The sequence below is a fragment of the Novacetimonas pomaceti genome, from assembly GCF_003207955.1.
Taxonomy (GTDB): Bacteria; Pseudomonadota; Alphaproteobacteria; order Acetobacterales; family Acetobacteraceae; genus Novacetimonas; species Novacetimonas pomaceti.
The window spans coordinates 1-20,038 of sequence record NZ_NOXG01000019.1 but is presented as its reverse complement, the minus strand read 5'-3'; the positions used below and the strand labels follow the sequence as shown (position 1 = coordinate 20,038).

Genomic DNA, 20,038 nt, shown 5'->3' with positions numbered 1-20,038 from the left:
CCCCTTTTCAAGGGAGGCACCCATGGCTTACAAGACCGTAAATCCCTATACCAACGAACTGGTCGCGACATTCCCCGACCTGCGCGCGGACGAGCTGGAACAGGCCATCGCAACGGCGCAGGCGACCTATGCCACATGGTCGCAGACCGACTTTGCCCACCGTCGCGCCATCCTCCGCAAGGCTGCGGCGCAACTGCGTGATCGCACGGACCATTACGCGGAACTGCTGACGCTGGAAATGGGCAAGCTGTTTCGCGAAAGCCAGCAGGAAGTTACGCTGTGCGCCGACATCCTCGATTACTACGCCGACCGGGCGGAGGAATTCCTTGCCCCGCAACCCGTCCCGGACGAGGCGGGACGCGGCGACCGCGCCATGGTCATCAGCCAGCCCATGGGGGTGATCCTGGCGATCGAGCCGTGGAATTTCCCCTATTACCAGCTTGCCCGGGTCGTGGGGCCGCAGTTCATGGCGGGCAATGTGGTGATGGTCAAGCACGCGTCCAACGTGCCGCAGTCGGCGGCGGCCTTTGCGCGGCTGTTCCAGGATGCTGGCGCGCCGGAAGGGCTGTATACCAACATGTACGCCACGCACAGGCAGCTGGAGGATCTGATCGATGATCCGCGTATCGTCGGCGTCGCCCTGACGGGCAGCGAGGGCGCGGGCGCGCGCATCGCCGCGCGGGCGGGCCAGAACCTGAAGAAAACGACCATGGAGCTGGGCGGCAGCGACGCGTTCATCGTGCTGTCGGACGCGGACATGGAACATGCGGTCAGATGGGCGGTCTGGGGCCGCATGAACAACGGGGGACAGTGCTGCGTGGCCTCCAAGCGCATCATTGTCATGGACGACATCGCCGACGACTTCCTTGCCCGTTTTTCCGCGGCGCTGGGACAGCTCCGGCCGGGGGATCCCATGGACGCGGCGACGGGCCTGCCGCCCATGTCGTCGCAGGCGGCGGCGGACCAGCTGAATGAACAGGTGCGCGTCGCGGTCGAACACGGGGCAAAGGCGATCCGTGTCGGCCCGCCCCCGCCCGAACGCGGCGCGTTCGTCCAGACAACGATCCTGACGGACGTGACGCCGGACAACCCCGTCTATCACCAGGAACTGTTCGGCCCCGTCGCCATGTTCTTTCGCGCGCGTGACGAGGACGAGGCCATCCGCATCGCCAATGACAGCCCGTTCGGCCTTGGCGGTTCGGTCTTCACCCGCGACACCGACCACGGAACCGAGGTGGCGCGGCGGATCGAAACCGGCATGGTGTTCGTCAACCACCCGACATGGACCCGCGCCGACCTGCCGTTTGGCGGGATCAAGCGGTCGGGTTACGGGCGGGAGCTTTCGTCGCTTGGCATACAGGAATTCGTCAACAAGAAGCTGATCGACGTGGTGCCGATCGACGCCGCCGCCTGACGGAAGGCTGGCGGAACGATACGGGCCTGCGGGACCTCCGCAGGCCCGTATCCGTTTGAAGAACGTTTAAAAATTCGATGAAATAATAAAAGTTTTTGGGTGTTGCTTTTTTAAAAATGCAACGTCTTTCGAAGCTTTTTGCAAAAAGCTTCACCAAAAAACTTTTATTATTTTTATCCTCTGCCCATATCCACGCACCGGCGCAGGACCCGGCGGCAGCTTCCCCAAAGGACAGCCTTGCATCCATGCGATGGAACGCCCACTGTCCGAAAGACATGGCGGCACCCCCCGGATGTCACACCACCCAAGAGGCCGTATCATGGCGCGCTGGTCCTATCCCCGTCCTTCCCCCACGGAAATCACGTCCCATCAGGCATGGATGTCGCGACGCCGGTTCCTGGCGGCGTCATCCATCGCGATGGGGGGCATGATGGAACAGGCCGCCCGGCCCGCCATGGCGGAAGGGCTGCGGACCCGGCCCGGTCCCTTTCAGGCGGAAGAAAAGCCGACGCCGCTGGCGGACGTGACGCATTACAACAATTTCTATGAATTCGGGCTGGGGAAAAGCGACCCGTCCACCTCTGCCAGCGCTTTTAGGCCACGCCCGTGGACCCTGTCGGTGGAGGGGCTGGTGGCGCATCCGCGCGTGTGGGACATCGACCGGCTGATGGCCGCGATGACGCTGGAGGAAAGGCTGTATCGCATGCGCTGCGTGGAGGCATGGTCGATGGTCATTCCATGGGACGGTTTCGCGCTGGCGGACCTGCTGAAGCTGGCGGAACCGCTGGGCAATGCGCGTTACGTTGCGTTTGAATCCGTCCTGCGCCCCGAACAGATGCCCGGACAGCAACCGGGCCTTGATTCCCTGCCGTGGCCGTATGTGGAAGGGCTGCGCATTGACGAGGCCATGCACCCGCTGACCTTCCTTGCGGTGGGGCTGTATGGACAGACGCTGCCGAACCAGAATGGCGCGCCGGTGCGGCTGGTGGTGCCGTGGAAATACGGGTTCAAGGGGATCAAGTCGATCACGCGCATACGGCTGGTGGAACAGATGCCGCCGACGACATGGAACCGGATGAACGCGTCGGAATACGGCTTTTTCGCCAACGTCAACCCGGACGTCGATCACCCGCGATGGAGCCAGGCGACGGAACGCGTGATCGGCGGGGGCGGATTTTTTGGCGGCGGACGGAAAAGGACACTGATGTTCAACGGATATGGCGAACAGGTGGCCGGGCTGTACAGCCAGATGGACCTGCGGACCTATTTCTGACATGCCTTACCTGAGCGGGAACGGACGCAACCGGACGGTCGTGCCATGGCGGTTCGAGACATGGATTTTGACCATTGTCGGGCTGGTCCCGGCGGCGCTTTATTTCTGGTACGGCGCGCATGACCAGCTGGGGGCCGACCCGGTCAATGTCTTTGAACGCTGGCTGGGCCTGTGGGCCGTGCGCTTTCTGGTCCTGACATTGTGCATCACGCCCCTGCGCGTCATGACGGGCTACAGCCTGCTGCGCTATCGCCGCACGTTCGGGCTGCTGACATTCTGGTACGCGTGCATGCATGTCGCGGTTTATGTCGGGCTGGACCAGCGTTTTGACATGCCTGTCCTGTGGCGGGACATGACGCGACGTCCCTTCCTGATGATCGGGTTCTGCGCGTTCATCCTGCTGGTGCCGCTGGCGCTGACCTCCGCCACATGGGCGATACGCAGGCTGGGCCGGCGATGGCGGACGCTGCACCGTCTGGTTTATGTGGTGGCCGTGCTGGCGTCCGTCCATTTCCTGATGGCGTTCAAGACCTATACCCCCACCAGCGTCGGATATGCCGCCGCCCTGTGCGGGCTGGTCCTGTGGCGCGGCGGACATGCCCTGCGGCATGTCAGGAAGCGGGTCCGTCAGGATGGGACGCGTCAGGGGACCGTCTTAAAATAACAACAGTTTTTGGGTGTCGCCTTTTTTAAAAAGGTGACATCTTTTGAAGCTTTTTGGGAAAAGCTTCACCAAAAACTTTCCTGTTTTCAGGCATCATCAAAAAAAACGGGACCCGTTTCCGGGCCCCGTCCTTTTGGCGTCATGTCAGCTCATGACTTGTCATGGCTGTGCAGGCCGCCTTTGCGTCCGGCTTCGGCCGCGCGTTCCGGGTCGTTGGCAAAGTTGCCCGAACTGTGCTGCCCGCCCTTGTGGCCCGCCTCGGCCGCGCGTTTGGGATCATTGGCAAAGTTTCCGGAACTGTGCTGTCCGCCCTTGTGCCCTGCTTCGGCCGCGCGCTGCGGGTCGTTGGCAAAGTTGCCCGAACTGTGCTGCCCGCCCTTGTGGCCCGCTTCGGCCGCGCGCTTGGGATCATTGGCAAAATTACCGGGATTGTTCTGCGCGCCGCCACCGCCGTGACTGTCCGCGGGCGCCATGGCAGGAATTCCGGTATTACGGATACTGTAAGAACGATAGACCATAGTCATCTCCTTCAGAGATCGCAGCGGCTATTGGGGATCCTTGTTTTTCCCTGTTCCCGTCATGAAATCCGGGAAAAGGAAGCAATCCCGCCGGGGCCGCTGTGGACCATTCAACGACGCATCCCCATGGTGGTTCCTGATGCGCGAAAAGAATCACAAAAATAAAAATTCCACCACATGATTCCATACTTAAATATATATCGTATGAAAAACAAACTTCATAAGTAATAACACAAAAACATCCGCGCGAATTTCATACCCTGACGCCCGTCATACGCGCCGGGGCCTTCCACTGCATTGCGATTCCGAAACATCATGCTGCCATCAGTAATATTTCACACAATCTTCATGCGCAGGACGCCACATTGAAACCCGCATGGGTGGCGCGGGGGAACAGTCCGTGTATAGACAGGTCCCCATGTCGCACGTCAGATCCATATCCGAACCCTCCCCCCTGCGCCTTTCCCGTCAGGAGATGGCGCTTGTCGGCGTGACCATGATCTGGGGCACCACCTTCCTGATCGTGCATCTTGCGATGCGTTCATGCGGCCCCCTGTTCTTTGTCGCGATGCGGTTCCTCGCGGCCGGTGGCGTCAGCCTTGTGGTGTTCCACAGGACCATGCGCGCCCTTACCCTGCGCGAATGCGGGGCGGGGGCGGCCATCGGGGCCAGCATCTTCCTCGGCTACAGCCTCCAGACCTATGGATTGCAAAGCATCACCAGCAGCCAGTCCGCCTTCATCACCGCGATGTACGTGCCGATGGTGCCGCTGCTGCAATGGATCGTGCTGCGCCGCCTGCCCCATCTGATGAGCTGGCTTGGCATCGGCCTTGCCTTCGTGGGACTGATCCTGCTGGCGGGGCCCGATGCCGGAACGGGGACGTTCAACGGTGGTGAAATCGCGACCCTGCTGGGGACGGTCGCAATCGCAAGCGAGATCATCCTCATCAGCCGCTTTGCCACGCAGGTGGACAGCAGGCGCGTGACCGTGGTTCAGCTTGTGGTGGCGGGCGTGCTGGCCCTGATGGCCATGCCGCTGGATGGGGAAAGCCTGCCGCGCTTTTCATGGATATGGGCGGTGTCAGCCGGGGGCTTGGGCATCGCCAGCGCGCTGATCCAGCTGACGATGAACTGGGCGCAGAAGGCAGTTTCGCCGACGCGCGCCACCGTCATTTACGCGGGTGAGCCGGTATGGGCGGGCATTATCGGGCGCATCGCGGGCGAACGCCTGCCCCCGCTGGCGCTGGTGGGCGCGCTGTTCATCATCGCGGGCGTCATCGTTGGCGAATGGCGGCCCCGGCGCCGGGTGGCGGATACGGCGACCGGGCGGTAAGCCCGCGCCATTTGGGGCTGCTGAAAATGGCAGGAGTTTCCGGGTGCCGCCTTTCATCTGAAAAGGTGGCGTCTTTCGAAGCTTTTTGGGAAAAGCTTCACCAAAAACTTTTGAAATTTCAGTCTTATGATACGCCGGATGTCTCACCCCCGTGATTGCGCCGCGCGTTCAGCAGCGTCAGGGTCAGGACCACGACGGCCCCGCCTCCCACCGTCAGCATGAGCGCGGGCGCCAGCCCGGTTCCCAGAAACGACGCCACGGACGCCTGCAGCAGTGCGTTGCTGGCGGCAATCAGGTTGCCGCACTGGTACGCCAGCCCCGGAAACGTCGCGCGCACCGAAGGCGGCGAAAGTTCGCTTAGATACGCCGGGACGACGCCCCACGCGCCCTGGATGCAGAACTGGATGCACACCGCGCCCACCGTCAGCCACACGGTGGAATGCGGCAACGTCCATAACGGCAGCAGCGGCAGCGTCAGCAACGCCGCCAGCGCGATGCTGTACTGGCGGCCGATCCGTTGCGACAGCATGCCAAAGAACAGCCCCCCCACGATGGCCGCGATATTGTACAGCACGACGATCAGCGTGATCGAGGGATGGGACAGCCTGCGTTCAAGCCCCAGGAACACCTTGGGATACAGATCCTGGGAGCCGTGGCTCATGAAATTGAACGCCGCCATCAGGGTCACGGCGAAAACACACAGCGCCACATTGCCCCGGATGACAGGCCACAGGCCCGCCGTCGCGGGGGCCGTCGCCCCGCCATGGCGTTGCCGCGCCAGCCATTCCGGGCTTTCGGGCACCCGTATCCAGATATACAGCGCGGAAAACAGCGCGCTGCCGCCAAGGATGAACAGGCCGCGCCACCCCAGCACCGGCAGCAGCAGAAAGACCAGCGACGCCAGAAGATATCCCGCCGGGTATCCCGCCTGCAGGATGCCCGACGCCATGCCCCGCCATGATACCGGCACGCTTTCCATGATAAGCGACGTCCCCACCCCCCATTCCCCGCCCAGCGCGATGCCGAACAGCGTCCGCAGGAACAGGAAGGTCGCAAGGGTGGGGGCAAAGGCCGACAGGACCTCGATCACGGAATAGACGATGATCGTGGTGATCATCACCGGCTTTCGGCCATACCGGTCCGCCGCGCGCCCGCAGATGAACGCCCCGATGGGACGCGTCAGCAGCGTCAGCGTCGGCGCCAGAAGCACGCTTTCGAGTGAAACGCCAAAACTGCGCGCGACATCGTCCAGCGTGAACAGCACGATGAAAAAGTCACAGGCATCAAGCATCCATGCCAGCAGCGACGCCACAACCACATGACGCGCGGTGGCCACGTCATGACCCGGCAGCATCTGCGGCGATCGCGCCGCGAAAGCATCCGTCGTATTGTCCATGCCCTGTACCACCCGTTCCTGGCCGTTTTTGGGGAAATGTCGCATGAAGGGGAAATCCCGGCCATGCCGCCCCCCCATCACGAAACGGATATGCCTTAAAATATTGCGTGAGATACCCGGCGGAAATTACAGGTTCGCGATGACCTTCAGCCCCACCAGCATGGCGTTGGGAATGACCGAGTTTTCGCCCGGGCGCATCATGTATTCGAACTCTGGCGTCAGTACCAGGCCGGGTGTCACGGGAATGCCGTAATACGCCTCCAGCACGGCGGAATGGGTCTGCGGCGCCGTGACGAAATCCCCCATCGGCAGGCCCGCCATCTGCCGCAGGGCCTGTCCATAGGTCAGCCGCGGACTCATCTGGTAATAGGAATACATCACGCCGAAACGGTCATAGGGACGGTGCGGGATCAGCCCCAGAAGCGAGGCGCCGAAATAGAATTCGTCCGCAAAGGTGGAGATGCTGGGCGTATTGTGGATGAACCCCGCCAGGAGATAGCCACCCGCCATCTGATGTTCGCCATGCTTGCGATACACCATCTGGTCCGCCTCGATATAGAACGTGTCGCGCGGCTTTTGCCGATGCGCATGCACGATGGCGCGATAGGCCGGCGGAATGTCGCCGATCAGGTCGGGATAGGCCGACGTGTCATGCCCGAAGCCGAGCTTGTAATGACCGGCGAGCTTGCGCGGGCCGAAAAACGGTTCCCACGTCAGTTCGATCGGGGTCTGGATGCCGGTCGTGGTCTCGCTTCCCCATGCCCAGCCCGTATTGTCCTGTGCCTTTGGCCCGATCTTATAGATGCCGGTCCGCAATGTCAGGTCGCGCGTGGGACGGAAGCGCACGGTCCCCCCCCACGAGGTCTTGGGATAGACGCTCCATCCCGGCGGTTCGCGAATGGCCATCGGCGCGGAACACTGCATCATGAACGTACACAGCAGGACCGACGTGCCATAGGTATGCGTCAGCGCGATGCGGCCGATATTGATGTTGACGCGGTGATGGAAAAACGACTTTTCCGCATACAGATCGGCAAGGCGCGCGGCGGCGGGGCCGTGGATGCTCCATACCTCCGTCAGCAGGACATTGCGCTCGCCCACATGGTCCCAGCCCACCTGCCGTCCCTCGCGGTTCATGACGATGCCATGCACGAACCAGCCATCAAGGCCAAACAGCTTTCCCAGATCGAACAGCATGCTGACCCGCAGGTCGTGGACGTAATCGACCCCCTTGGAAAGGCCACCGCCGACATTGGCCATGCTTTCCCCCTTGTAGGTCAGCTCAAAGGTAAAGCCACGGTTGCCCAGCCATTCCCGCCATGGCCTGAGCTGCGGCACCAGATTGCCGAAAGACTGTTCCGCCACGAAATATCCCGCGCTCAGGTCGCTTTTGCGCAGCGCGTCGTCATTGTGGTTCAGCAATGCGGAAATGCTTTCCGTATTGAACAGGGATTCGAGCCGTTCTTCCGCGATGGGGCGCTTGTGCCTTTTCGCCACACCGGCGGCGGGTGCGGGGATCATGTCGGGGGCCGCGACAGGGGCCGCGCGCAGCTTCTGCGCGGCCGCGCGACACGGGGCGGACGCCACGCAGGACAGGAACAGCATCCACCATGTCGCCACGAAAAAACCCAGCGCGACACGCGGGCAGGCGGGACGCGGGCGGCCATCACGGGCGCGATACGGGCCGGGAACGGGAAAACGCGGTGGACTGGCATACAGGATATGCATCGGGACATCGCATGCGCTACAGGGGGCTGCCTCCCCTCCTTGCATGGAGAAGCATTACCTTTGACAGTTCAGAAATACCGGACGCAGGGACGGATCATCACTCCGCCCACGGTCGGTTCATCCAGTGGCGACAGGACTTCGGAAAAGCATGTCTGTTCTGTAAGAAATTATTTCCATGACGTATTCTTCTTTATTATTGCGTCTTTGCCAGCAGCGTATGGGATACGGAAATATTTTTCAATCTCTATATTCCAGCAGGAATGGATGATGAATATTTTATATGTTTTTCGTATATATCAATTTCTTCACCTGAAAGCTGTCCTGCGGGAAAAACACCGGTCCTGTCACCATGGCATTCCTGCGGATGGGGTCATGATGACGTGACGCCACCGGCGGACACGCGCATCATTGAGGCGCCTTGAGAATCAGGATTTTATGGAAATAATTTTCAAAAATTAAGCGCCCGGAAACCTTCGTCAGGAACCATTGGAAAATGGCAGTCCTGGCCACACGCTGAAATCATGAAAAGTTTTTGGTAAAGCTTTTTTCAAAAAGCTTTGAAGGAATGTCACCTTTTTAAAAAAGGCGACACCCAAAAACTTTTATTACTTTTCCATCAATATATTATTTCCAGACAGTCCCTGACCCGTGGATGGCCAGCACAGGTTGTCCAGCTGCTGCCGGAAATCTATTTCCAGCGCCACTTTCCAGACCCGGGCGACAAAATCTGACGGGGGATGTCCGCTCAGCCTGACCAGCCCGATCGAGCCGGGTGAAAATCCGGCAAGCCGCCGCATCTGCAGCCGCCCCATCGGTGGCACCCGCAGGGGAAAGGACGAAATCGGCAATATGGTCGCAAGGGCGCCGCACATGATTTCCGCATGGATCAGTTCCAGCGACGTGGTTTCAAGACGGATGACAGGTTCGACGCCTGCCGTCTGGAACCCGATATCCACCAGCTGCCGGCAGCGCATCCCCTGCCCCAGAAGGGCCAGCGGGAATCGCGCGGCCTCCTCCCAGCTGACTTCACGTGTGTCGGGAAAGTCATAGGCCGGCGACCCCGCCAGCACCTGTTCTTCCTCATAAAGGGAGCGCACCACGAACGCCTGCGCCTGTGGGCACTGATCATAATACATGATCCCGATATCCAGCTGTTTCGTGACCAGCTTTTCAATGATTTCCACGTTGGGAAACACTGAGACATCGGCCGAAAACGCGCCGATCCTGTCCTTTATGGCATGCAGAAGGACAGGCACGATATGAACCGCCGTCGGGATGACGCCGATCCTGATCGTGCCGATCAGTTCCTGCCTGGACAGGGAGACCTCGTTACGCATCTCCGTCACGCTTCGCAGGATGTCATGCGCCCATTTGAGAACCCGCGCCCCTTCCGGCGTCAGGCCAAAGACCTTTTTCTTGCGGTCGACGATCACGATCCCCAGCTCGTCCTCCAGCTGCCGGATCGCACGCGAAAGGGCGGGCTGCGACACGTTGCAGGCCGCCGCCGCCTTTGAAAAACTCCTGAGCCTGTCTATCTCGCGCAGATAATGAAGCTGTTTCAGAAACACATGTCACTCCGGAAATGATTGCCGCGTGTCCGGGGATTGCAAAACCGCCCTTGCGAAAGCCTGTAAATTACAAAGAAGTTTTTGGTGAAGCTTTTTCAAAAAGCTTTGAAGAAATGTCACCTTTTAAAAAAGGCGACACCCAAAAACTTTTATTTTCATCACTGCATCGTTTTCAAACGGTTCCTTATAACATGGTTTCACGTGACAAGCCGCTCCCCACCACAGAACAGCATCTGTCCATCGCGTCGCGCAATGGCGATCAGGGTCTGCTTGCCCATCCGCGCAAGGCGACAGGCGCGATAGGTGGGCGCTGACACCGCCACGACGATCGCGATCCCGGCCCGTAATGTCTTGAGCGCCATTTCGTAGGAATACCGGCTTGTCAGCACGCACAACCCCGCCTGCATCCCGCCATCGCGCACGCGCGCGCCAATCAGCTTGTCCAGCGCGTTATGCCGTCCCATATCCTCGCGGATCATGCGGATACGACCGGTACAATCCGCCCAGGCCGCCGCATGCACCATCCGCGTCACGGCGTTCAGCGCCTGCCATTCCCCCAGTTCGTTGAGCGCGCGCCGCACCGCGTCCGCCGAAATGAACGGCCCCGCGCCCAAGGGGGCAACGCCCACGCCCTCGGGCGATGGCACCTCGTCACTGCCACAGATGCCGCAGCTTGAATGGCCTGTCCGGGCGCGGGGGCTGCGGCGGATCAGCGCGCTCAGCGCCGCGCCCGTAATCGAGATATCGAGCAGCAGTCCGTCATCCTCCCGGCTCACCACGACAGAGCGTATCTGTCCGGCGGAATCCACGATCTGTTCCGTCAGGCAGTATCCGTACGCAAAATCCTCCAGTCCGTCTGGCGTCATCATCATGATGCCATGCGAGAACATGCCGTTGAACACCAGCCTGACGGGCACCTCATCGGCAATGTTCAGCTCGAACACGCGCTCCGGCTGGTCCAGCCGCGTGACGGGAACCTGGTGAAACAGGGGGAACATTTCAAAAAACCTTATGCAATTTCCACGCCGGGGCCGTGGGCAGGGCATGACGTTCCGCCCTGCGTCCGCGCGGGCCGTGTCCCCGCCTGCGATGCCGGGATGGCGGACAGCCGCTGCATCGCGGCCACCTGTTCGGCCGGCAGGTTCACGTTATCCAGCGCCCCTGCCCTGTCGAGCCGCACGAAGCGGCCGCCATGGGTGCGCAGCATCCCGCGCATCCGCACTTTCCCCGTCGCCGCCTGTTGCCGCAGGGCCCGCAGCATCGCGGGTTCCCAGATCGTGCATAACGGTTCGGGATCCCCGTCATGCTCGCTCAGATAGGCTGTCGCACCACGGGCTGCATCGCGCGCGTCAATCAGGGCGGACAGCGTCAGCGCATCAAGCATCGGCAGGTCGCACGCGACCACCAGCCACGCCGCGTCCGGGTACGCCGCATGCGCCGACAGCAGCCCCACCGCCGGACCACCGCCCAGCGCCCCTTTCACATCCGCCCGGTCGGGAATCCGTGGATAGGCCGCGCGCAGGGGATCGGTCAGCTGATCGGGCCGGACGGAGACGAAACATCGCGGCAGGCATGCGGCCAGCAGGTCAAAGGCCCGCGCAAGCTGCGGCCGCCCGGCATAGGACAGCGCCGCCTTGTCCCGCCCCATGCGCCGGCTGGCCCCACCGGCAAGGACCAGGCCGTAAAGTGGCGCGGTCATGGGCCGCCTATCCGGCGATCCGCAGCGGCGGGGCCGAGGCGACGCTTTCGACCACCCGGACCGGAATGGACTTGGCGGCTGGCGTGCCGCTGATTTCGTCAAAATAATCCAGCGGCAGAAGGGGGTTGAGTTCGGGATAATATCCCGCGATGGCGCCGCGCGGCATCGGATAGTCAATGACGCTCAGCCCATCGACATAACGGCGCACCCCGTCGTCGCTACAGGTTTCAAGGGCGATGACGGCGCCGTTTTCCAGCCCGCGTTCCGCCATGTCCTCCCTGTTCATGAAAACCACGAGACGGGTATTGTACACCCCGCGATACCGGTCATTGTTGCTGTAGATGGTGGTATTGTACTGATCGTGCGACCGGATCGTCGCCAGACGCAGCATCGTGTTATCAGCGACCGGCGCATCCACCTCCAGCCCCGGCATGACAAGGAAATTCGCCTTGCCATTGGGCGTCTTCCACACGCGCCGGCGCGGCGGGATGTCGAGGTGGAATCCCCTGGGGTTTTTGATCCTTTCCGAAAAATCGGCATAGATTTCGGGATAGACCTCTGCGATCTTGTCGCGGATCAGGCTGTAATCCACCATGTAGCGCGCCCACGGCGTGCGTGAATGCGGCAGCGTGGCCATGGCCATGCGGCAGACGATTTCCGTTTCCGGCAGGACATGTTCGCTGACCGGTGCGAAAACCCCGCGTGAGGCGGTCACGTTCGCCATCGCGTCCTCGATGGTCACGAACTGCTCCCCCGCATCGGTGCGGATGATTTCCGAACGCGCGACCACCGGCAGGATCAGCGCGTCGCGGCCATGGACCAGATGCCCCCGGTTCAGTTTCGTCGCGATGCCAACCGTCAGGTCAAGGTTGCGCATCGCGGCATAGGAACGTTCGGTATCGGGCACCGCGCGGATGAAGTTCCCGCCCATCCCGATGAAGACGCGCGCGCTTCCCGCCTCCATCGCCGCGATGGCGTCAAGGACATGGTGGCCATGTTCGCGCGGCGGTTCGAACCCGAAGGCATCGCGCACGCGGTCCAGATAGGCCTGCGTGGGCTTTTCATCTATGCCGACCGTGCGGTCCCCCTGCACGTTCGAATGCCCCCGGATCGGCGCGATGCCCGCGCCGGGCCTGCCGAAGTTCCCACGCAGCAGAAGCACGTTCGCGACCTGCTGCAGCAGGCGGGATCCTTCCTGATGCTGCGTCAGGCCCATTCCGTAACAGATGATCGTCGCCCGCGACTTCTTGTAAATCTCGGCCACGCGACGGATCTGCGCCTCGGACACGCCGGATATGCGGGTGATGTCCTCCCACCCGCAGCCCATGATGTCGGCGCGCAACGCGTCAATGCCCGCCGTATGCTGCGCGATGAAATCGCGGTCCAGCACGTCCTCGCCCTGTTCCTCCGCCTCGAACAGGACCTTCATCATGCCCTTGAATATCGCAAGGTCGCCGCCGATGCGGACATGGACGAATTCGGAAGAAATCGGCGTGGACCCGAACGTCGCCATCTGCAGCACGTCCTGCGGTTCGGTAAAGCGGATCAGCGCGCGTTCGGGCATGGGATTGATCAGGACGATCGGCACGCCGCGCTTCCTTGCCTCCACAAGGTTGGTCATCATGCGCGGCGAATTGGTGCCCGTATTCTGGCCCACCACGAAGATCGCCTCGGCATGTTCGAAATCGGACATGACGATCGTGCCCTTGCCGATCCCGATGGAAGGCGGCAGCCCACGGCTGGTCGGTTCATGGCACATGTTGGAACAGTCGGGGAAATTGTTGGTCCCGAATTCGCGCACGAAAATCGAATAGAGGAAGGCCGTTTCGTTCGCGGTACGCCCCGATGTATAGAACTCCGCCTGATGCGGGCTGTCGAGGGCCTGAAGGTGACGGCCGATCATCGCGAACGCGTCGTCCCACGTCACCGGCACGTACCGGTCCGTCGCGGGGTCATAGCGCATCGGCTCCGTCAGGCGGCCCTGCATCTCCAGCCAGTAATCGCTTCTGAGCATCAGTTCCGTGACGGTATGTTTTTCAAAAAACTCCCGCGTGATACGCGCCTTTGTCGCCTCATGCGCCAGTGCCTTCGCGCCGTTTTCACAGAACTCCAGCGTCTTGCGCTGGTCGGGATCGGGAAAGGCGCAGCTGGGGCATTTGAATCCCCCCGGCTGGTTCATCGACAGAAGGCCGCGCGAACCCTTTACAAGGACGCTCTGCTCCATCAGCACCTTCGCGGTCGCGCCCGCGGCCCCCCATCCCCCGGCGGGATGGTGATATGGCTTGTATTCGGATTCTTTTTCGTTGCTCATGACAGGGACCTTACAGGCTTGGGCCGGGCTTTAGAAATCAATCGTTTCCGATGTGTTCGGCAGGTTTTACAAGGCAGCCATGTTTTCGCGCTGCCTGTCATCGTGGCGCAGGATCCCGAATTCCTTCATCGCGGGCACGAAATTTTCATTTTCATGCCGTGAACGCGCAAGCTTGATCAGGGCGAACCGCTGCAACGGGGTCAATGCCGCCCATTCCCGCGCCGTCGGCGGCGCAATGCCGTCCGCATGCGCCTGCGCGCGCACGGCCTGCGGCATGTGCCCCGGATCGCGCCAGTCCTCCACCCCGCGTTCCGCCAGGGGGCGCAGGGGCTCGTCACTGCGGGTTGCGATCAGGTGGGCGACAAGATCGCGATAGGCGGCCTGTTCTCCGTCACTTACGCAGGGCAGATCCGCAAGCTGTGCCCGCTCCTCACGCGAAAACCGGCTCCATTGCCGCAGGCTGAGCTTTATGCCGACGATATCGAGCTTCTGTCGCGCAATCATCGGAATGCACCGCAGGGAACCGGCAAAATCACGTTCAAATTCAAAAAGCATCGAACCTTGTCCTGAACTGGTGATATGGACGTCCGCGTGACGGGGCCGCCGCCCGCTCATCTCGGGACAATCAGGTGGATCAGGCCTGCCACCCCGAAAAACACCGCCGTGCTGCATGACCAGATGGCGACAAACCACCCGATCCGCACGCCCGCATGCCTTGGCGCGTCATTCCCGTTTCCCCTGACAATATCAGTGATAGCCATCGGCTTTTGTAACCTTTCCGCGAAACACGTGATAGGAATACAGGGTGTAGGTCAGGATGATCGGCAACAGGATCGCCGTGCCGACCAGCTGGAAAAACTGGCTCGACGGGGGGGAGGACACATCCCACAGCGTCAGGGACGGCGGCACGGCATAGGGCCAGATCGTGATCCCGAGGCCGGACAGGCACAAAAAGAACCAGCCAAGGGCGCACAGGAAGGGACCGCGCGCATGGCTTTTGCGCAATCCGCGCGCAAGGGCCAGCCCCAGCACGACCACCAGGATGGGCACCGGCGCGACAAACAGGATATTGGGCCAGTCCGTCCAGCGGCGCAGGTACGGCGCATGCAGCAGCGGCGTCCAGATACTGACGATCACGATGGCCGCGAACAGCCCGATGGCAAGCCGCTGCGCCCACCTGCGGCACGAGGCCTCCAGCGCGTCGGTTGTCCGCCATATGAGCCACGTCGCCCCCAGCAGGGCGTACCCGCACATGACCGACAGCCCGCACATGACGCTGAAGGGCGTCAGCCAGTCGAACGACCCGCCGTCAAAGGAACCGTCAACCACGCGGATCCCCTGCACCACGCCGCCAAGGATCGCGCCCTGACAGAACGCGGCGATGCCCGATCCCGCCATGAACCCGATATCCCACATTCCGCCGCGCGCGGTGCCTTTCGTCATGACGCGGAATTCGAACGCCACGCCACGAAAGATCAGCGCCAGCAGCATGAGGATGACCGGCAGGTAGAAGGCGGGCAGCAACGTGGCGTAGGCGCCGGGAAAGACGCCGTAAAGCACCGCGCCCCCCAGCACCATCCACGTCTCGTTCCCGTCCCAGACCGGCGCGATGGTATTGATCATCACGTCACGGTGGTCGGGGTCGCGTTCCAGCGTGAACAGCATGCCGATGCCAAGGTCAAACCCGTCAAGGATGACATAGATCGTGATGGCGGCGACAAGGATCACGGCCCACACGATCGGCAGCCAGTATGAAAAGTCCATCATGCCTCAGGCTCCTTCGCCAGAAGATGGGTCGATAACGGCCGGATGCATACGCGCGCCCAGGATGTCGGATGCATGGGCGGCGCTGGCGTCATGCTCGCCCTCGTGCGGTGGATGGGCCAGCAGACGCACGAGAATCCCCAGGCCCGAGCCGAACACGATCACGTACACGACCACGAAGGCCGTCATCGAGAACGCCATGCTCGACAGGGCGACGGGGGAAATGCTGTCGGATGTGCGCAAGAGGCCATAGACGGTCCAGGGCTGGCGCCCCACCTCTGTCGTGACCCAGCCACACAGCAGCGCAAGGAAGCCCGCCGGCGCCATGCACAGCGCCACGCGATGAAAGGCGGGCGTGGTGAACAGGGCGCTGGTGCGCCGCAGCCACAGCGACCACAGCCCGACCAGCACCATCAGCATCCCCATCGCCACCATGATCCGGAACGAGAAGAAGATGACAGGCGATGGCGGCCGCTGGTCGCGGGGGAAATCCTTCATGCCCGGCACCTTGCCATCAAGGCTGTGGGTCAGGATCAGCGAACCCAGCAGCGGCACGCGCACGGCGTAATCGGTATGTTCCGTCTTCATGTTGGGAATGCCGAACAGCAGTTCCGGCGCGCGTCCTTCGCTTTCCCAGTCCCCTTCCATCGCGGCGATCTTCACCGGCTGATGCTTCAGGGTGTTCAGGCCGTGCGCATCGCCAGCAAGGATCTGGATGGGGGCCACGATCGCGGCCATCCACATGGCCATGGAAAACATCACGCGCACCGGCTCGCTGGCGATGTCGCCCCTGCGCCGCGCGCCCAGCAGATGCCATGCGCCGGTCGCGCCCACCACGAACGCCACCGACAGGAATGCCGCCAGCCCCATATGCACAAGCCGGAAGGGAAAGGACGGATTGAAGATGATGGCAAGCCAGTCGGCAGGCATGAAACGCCCCGTGGCGGGATCGATCGTGTAGCCGCGCGGCGTCTGCATCCATGAGTTGGAGGCAAGGATCCACGTCATCGAAATCAGCGTGCCCACCGAAACGCAGCATGTCGCGGCGAAATGCAGCCCACGCCCGACCTTGTTCATCCCGAACAGCATGACGCCAAGGAAGCCTGCCTCCAGGAAAAAGGCGGTCATGACTTCGTAAGACAGGAGCACGCCGGTAATCGGGCCGGCCTTTTTGGAAAAGACGGACCAGTTGGTGCCGAATTCATACGACATGACCAGTCCCGAGACGACGCCCATGCCAAAGACGATCGAAAAGACCTTGATCCAGTATCGGTACAGGTCAAGGAAGACCGCGCGCCCCGTCTTCAGCCAGAGTCCTTCCAGCACGGCCAGATAGGCCGCAAGCCCGATCGAAAAGGCCGGAAAGATGATATGGACGCCTACGGTAAAGGCGAACTGGAAGCGCGCCAGAAGGAGCGCGAAATCATGTGCATTGTACATCGATACTTTCCAACAATCGTGGCCGTGACATCTCCACCTGAAAACAGGCCCACGGATCGGTCGCGATCGATATTCCCGTCAGGATGTCCCCTGCGCATGTGCTAGATCAGGCCGATCGCGGGCGTCCAAGACCTTTTAGTCATATCATTATGCGTACTGGTTATAATGATGAGGCGTTTGTGATTATTATGGTTATTTTGTTGCGACCCCTCCCTTGTCACAAATCACCACCTGCCTATGCTGGGTGCCCGTTCTCGCAACGCGAGCCTCAGCAGCAGGGAGATCCAGAGCGTTGGCCACACCTCAACCCGTTGATACAGAACTGACCCAGGCGGCCGTTTTCCTGGTCATGACGTTGAACAGCGACACATCGGTCAACGCTCAGGTCCGGGAACTTCTGGGTGATCTCTCCTCCCTTGTCCGTGCCGTCGGATTCCGAATTCCTGACGGCAGGCTGAGTTGCATCACAGGAATCGGGTCCGGGGCATGGGACCGCATTTTTGGCATGCCACGTCCGCGCGAACTGCATCCGTTTCGTGAAATCCATGGCGTGCATCACGCCCCGTCGACGCCGGGGGACCTGCTGTTCCATATCCGCGCGACGCGCATGGACCTGTGCTTCGAACTCGCCACGGCTATCGTCTCCCGCCTCGAAGGAGCGGGCAAGGTCGTCGATGAGGTACACGGCTTCAAGTATTTCGACGCGCGCGACCTGCTCGGCTTCGTGGACGGAACCGAGAACCCGTCGGGACAGGCGGCGCGGGATTCCACAGTCATCGGGGACGAGGACCCGGACTTTACGGGCGGCAGCTATGTCATCATCCAGAAATACCTGCATGACCTGAAAAAATGGGACGCCATCCCGACCGAGGTCCAGGAACACATCATCGGGCGCAGGAAAGTCTCGGACATCGAGCTCCCCGACGCGGACAAGCCCAGCTATGCCCACAATGTGCTGACCACGCTTGAGGAAAACGGCAAGCAGCTGCAGATCGTGCGCGACAACATGCCCTTTGGCGAAGTCGGCAAGGGGGAGTTCGGCACCTATTTCATCGGCTATGCCCGCACCCCGTCCCGGGTTGAACAGATGCTGGAAAACATGTTCGTGGGAAAACCGCCGGGCAATTACGACAGGCTCCTCGATGTCAGCACGGCCGTCACGGGCGCGCTGTTCTTCATCCCCAGCAGCGATTTCCTCGACAGCGCGCCGGACCTGCAGACGGATGCACCGGCCGCCGCCCCCGAAACCCCGGCCGGGCAACAGGGCACGCAGCCACGTGACGGCACCCTTGGCATCGGATCATTGAAATAAGGAAACGTGACATGAACAACCTGCACAGACACCTTGCCCCCGTTTCCAGCGCGGCATGGGCACAGATCGAAGAAGAAGCGGCCCGCACCATCCGGCGGCATCTGGCGGGACGTCGCGTTGTCGATACGTCCGAGCCCAGGGGAACGGCCTTTGCCGGCGTCGGGACCGGGCGCGGTCAGCAGATCGCGCCACTGGCCGAAGGTGTCCGCGCGATACGGCGCGAAGTCCTGTCGCCGGTCGAACTGCGCGTGCCCTTTACCCTGTCGCGCGAGGAAATCGACGCGGTGGAGCGCGGTTCCCTCGATTCCGACTGGCAGTCGGTCAAGGACGCGGCCCTGAAAATCGCCTTTGCCGAGGACCGCGCCATCTTTGACGGATATGCCGCCGCCGGCATTCCGGGCATCCGCAAGGCCACGTCGAATGAGCACCTGAAACTTCCCGCGCTGGCGAAGGATTATCCCCACGCCATTGCCGCGGCCCTCAGCACGCTGCGCCTGGCGGGCGTGAATGGTCCCTATTCCATCGTTCTGGGCGCCAGGGCCTATCAGGCGCTCAGCGGCGGGGATGATGACGGCTATCCCGTGCGCAAGCATATCGAAAGCATGATCGACGGAAAGCTGATCTGGGCGCCCGCCATCGAAGGCGCCTTCGTCGTGTCCATGCGCGGCGGTGATCTCGTGCTGGATATCGGGCAGGATTTTTCGATCGGCTATCTGGCGCATACGGCAGAGACGGTCGAACTCTACCTGCAGGAAAGCTTTGTATTCCGTGTTCTGACAAGCGAGGCCACGGTCGCCCTTGACCCCGCGTCCGACGGGACGGATAGCAGCAAAAAAACTGCCTGATCCCTTACCTCACATGATACAGCCCTGTCAGTTACCCATGCCCTGACAGGGCCATAATGGATTACGAGGACGAAAATGGACAATCCGCTGCAAGATACCCCCCAGAAGGAAGCGCGTATCCTTGCGAAAGCAAAGGAACTGTGGACCGCCGATGGCAAGCCCGGATGCGGGCCGGAAGCCTATAAGGAAGCGGCATCCGAACTGATCGGGATGGAAAGCAACCCCGACGCCGGCCAGATTCCGGTCGAATCGCCCGTTCCCCTTGATGCGAACGGACAGCCGATCGAGCAGGCATGGCTGGAAGAAAACCTCGGCAACGAGGGCGGCAGCATGAACGAACTTGATGACAAACAGGAAGTGCCTTTCGCCACGCGCAAGGAAGAGGCGGAAGCGTTGAAGGACCAAGACTGAAAAGTCGGGTTTTCCGGGAAACTGGGCCTTGGCGCGAACTGTCTTTCGATGAAGATAAACGGGGCGTCGCCTTTTTTCATAAAGGGCGGCGTTTCCTGAAGCTTTTTGAAAAAAGCTTCACCAAAAACTTTTGATAATTACAGGACATTATTGGGGCTGCCTTTTCAGGCAGCCTTCTGACGTTGGCGTTCATGATCGACAGGAACCCCCAACGTAAAAAGCCCCCTTCTGCGAGTTACGCAAAAGGGGGCTTTTTCAAAGAACTGTCTGGAAGATCTGGCGGCGACCGACTTTCCCGTGCCTTGAGGCACAGTATCATGGGCGCTGGGGTTTTTCACGTCCGAGTTCGGGATGGGATCGGG

18 protein-coding genes and 1 rRNA gene are annotated in these 20,038 nt (G+C 61.4%); 7 read left to right on the top strand and 12 right to left on the bottom strand.

Annotated elements, in window-relative coordinates:
• The first annotated feature begins 22 nt into the window (after positions 1 to 22).
• The 3 genes from CFR71_RS12380 (at position 23) to msrQ (ending at position 3,351) form a co-directional block, all read left to right on the top strand.
• Positions 23 to 1,414, top strand: coding sequence for an NAD-dependent succinate-semialdehyde dehydrogenase (locus tag CFR71_RS12380; RefSeq protein ID WP_110531578.1), 1,392 nt, complete (start codon positions 23 to 25; stop codon positions 1,412 to 1,414).
• A 319-nt stretch (positions 1,415 to 1,733) separates the two neighbouring features.
• Positions 1,734 to 2,687 carry a protein-methionine-sulfoxide reductase catalytic subunit MsrP gene (gene msrP, locus CFR71_RS12375; RefSeq protein WP_110531576.1) on the top strand — a complete coding sequence of 318 codons (954 nt, stop codon included), beginning with the start codon at positions 1,734 to 1,736 and terminating at the stop codon, positions 2,685 to 2,687.
• A 1-nt stretch (position 2,688) separates the two neighbouring features.
• A complete protein-coding gene (gene msrQ / locus CFR71_RS12370; RefSeq protein ID WP_110531574.1) occupies positions 2,689 to 3,351 on the top strand; it encodes a protein-methionine-sulfoxide reductase heme-binding subunit MsrQ in 663 nt (220 codons plus the stop codon).
• Between the two features lie 149 nt (positions 3,352 to 3,500).
• Here msrQ and CFR71_RS17255 read toward each other — a convergent pair whose 3' ends face one another.
• On the bottom strand, positions 3,501 to 3,824 hold the full coding sequence (locus CFR71_RS17255; protein WP_408889391.1) for a con-10 family general stress protein: 324 nt from the start codon (positions 3,822 to 3,824) through the stop codon (positions 3,501 to 3,503).
• A gap of 463 nt (positions 3,825 to 4,287) precedes the next feature.
• Here CFR71_RS17255 and CFR71_RS12360 point away from each other — a divergent pair, with 463 nt between their 5' ends.
• A complete protein-coding gene (locus CFR71_RS12360; protein WP_110531606.1) occupies positions 4,288 to 5,202 on the top strand; it encodes a DMT family transporter in 915 nt (304 codons plus the stop codon).
• A 124-nt stretch (positions 5,203 to 5,326) separates the two neighbouring features.
• Here CFR71_RS12360 and CFR71_RS12355 read toward each other — a convergent pair whose 3' ends face one another.
• The 10 genes from CFR71_RS12355 to CFR71_RS12310 all read right to left on the bottom strand — a co-directional run bounded on the left by CFR71_RS12355 (position 5,327) and on the right by CFR71_RS12310 (position 17,108).
• Positions 5,327 to 6,556, bottom strand: coding sequence for an MFS transporter (locus CFR71_RS12355; RefSeq protein WP_239020406.1), 1,230 nt, complete (start codon positions 6,554 to 6,556; stop codon positions 5,327 to 5,329).
• Positions 6,557 to 6,724: 168 nt separating this feature from the next.
• A complete protein-coding gene (locus tag CFR71_RS12350; RefSeq protein ID WP_110531602.1) occupies positions 6,725 to 8,119 on the bottom strand; it encodes a carbohydrate porin in 1,395 nt (464 codons plus the stop codon).
• An 812-nt stretch (positions 8,120 to 8,931) separates the two neighbouring features.
• The gene (locus CFR71_RS12345; protein ID WP_110531570.1) at positions 8,932 to 9,894 is read right to left on the bottom strand and encodes a LysR family transcriptional regulator; all 963 of its coding nucleotides are present in this window, start codon (positions 9,892 to 9,894) and stop codon (positions 8,932 to 8,934) included.
• Between the two features lie 197 nt (positions 9,895 to 10,091).
• Entirely contained in the window at positions 10,092 to 10,892 is an 801-nt protein-coding gene (fdhD, locus tag CFR71_RS12340) for a formate dehydrogenase accessory sulfurtransferase FdhD (RefSeq protein ID WP_110531568.1), read from the bottom strand.
• A gap of 11 nt (positions 10,893 to 10,903) precedes the next feature.
• The gene (locus tag CFR71_RS12335; protein WP_110531566.1) at positions 10,904 to 11,593 is read right to left on the bottom strand and encodes an NTP transferase domain-containing protein; all 690 of its coding nucleotides are present in this window, start codon (positions 11,591 to 11,593) and stop codon (positions 10,904 to 10,906) included.
• A 7-nt stretch (positions 11,594 to 11,600) separates the two neighbouring features.
• Positions 11,601 to 13,904, bottom strand: coding sequence for an FdhF/YdeP family oxidoreductase (locus CFR71_RS12330; protein WP_110531564.1), 2,304 nt, complete (start codon positions 13,902 to 13,904; stop codon positions 11,601 to 11,603).
• 66 nt (positions 13,905 to 13,970) lie between these two features.
• Positions 13,971 to 14,459, bottom strand: coding sequence for a nitrate reductase associated protein (locus CFR71_RS12325; RefSeq protein ID WP_110531562.1), 489 nt, complete (start codon positions 14,457 to 14,459; stop codon positions 13,971 to 13,973).
• Positions 14,460 to 14,515: 56 nt separating this feature from the next.
• The gene (locus tag CFR71_RS12320; RefSeq protein WP_110531560.1) at positions 14,516 to 14,665 is read right to left on the bottom strand and encodes a DUF2474 domain-containing protein; all 150 of its coding nucleotides are present in this window, start codon (positions 14,663 to 14,665) and stop codon (positions 14,516 to 14,518) included.
• Positions 14,652 to 15,671: a cytochrome d ubiquinol oxidase subunit II gene (gene cydB, locus CFR71_RS12315; RefSeq protein ID WP_110531558.1), complete on the bottom strand. Its 1,020-nt coding sequence runs from the start codon at positions 15,669 to 15,671 to the stop codon at positions 14,652 to 14,654. Before cydB ends, CFR71_RS12320 begins: the two co-directional genes overlap by 14 nt.
• A 3-nt stretch (positions 15,672 to 15,674) precedes the next feature.
• Entirely contained in the window at positions 15,675 to 17,108 is a 1,434-nt protein-coding gene (locus tag CFR71_RS12310; RefSeq protein ID WP_110531556.1) for a cytochrome ubiquinol oxidase subunit I, read from the bottom strand.
• Positions 17,109 to 17,400: 292 nt separating this feature from the next.
• Between CFR71_RS12310 and CFR71_RS12305 the strand changes: the two genes are divergently transcribed.
• The 3 genes from CFR71_RS12305 to CFR71_RS12295 all read left to right on the top strand — a co-directional run bounded on the left by CFR71_RS12305 (position 17,401) and on the right by CFR71_RS12295 (position 19,676).
• Entirely contained in the window at positions 17,401 to 18,420 is a 1,020-nt protein-coding gene (locus CFR71_RS12305) for a Dyp-type peroxidase (protein WP_110531555.1), read from the top strand.
• Positions 18,421 to 18,431: 11 nt separating this feature from the next.
• Positions 18,432 to 19,265, top strand: coding sequence for a family 1 encapsulin nanocompartment shell protein (locus CFR71_RS12300; RefSeq protein WP_110531553.1), 834 nt, complete (start codon positions 18,432 to 18,434; stop codon positions 19,263 to 19,265).
• 75 nt (positions 19,266 to 19,340) lie between these two features.
• Positions 19,341 to 19,676 carry a hypothetical protein gene (locus CFR71_RS12295; protein ID WP_110531551.1) on the top strand — a complete coding sequence of 112 codons (336 nt, stop codon included), beginning with the start codon at positions 19,341 to 19,343 and terminating at the stop codon, positions 19,674 to 19,676.
• Between the two features lie 274 nt (positions 19,677 to 19,950).
• Here CFR71_RS12295 and rrf read toward each other — a convergent pair.
• Positions 19,951 to 20,038 (bottom strand): 5S ribosomal RNA (gene rrf / locus CFR71_RS12290); the annotation flags it as partial.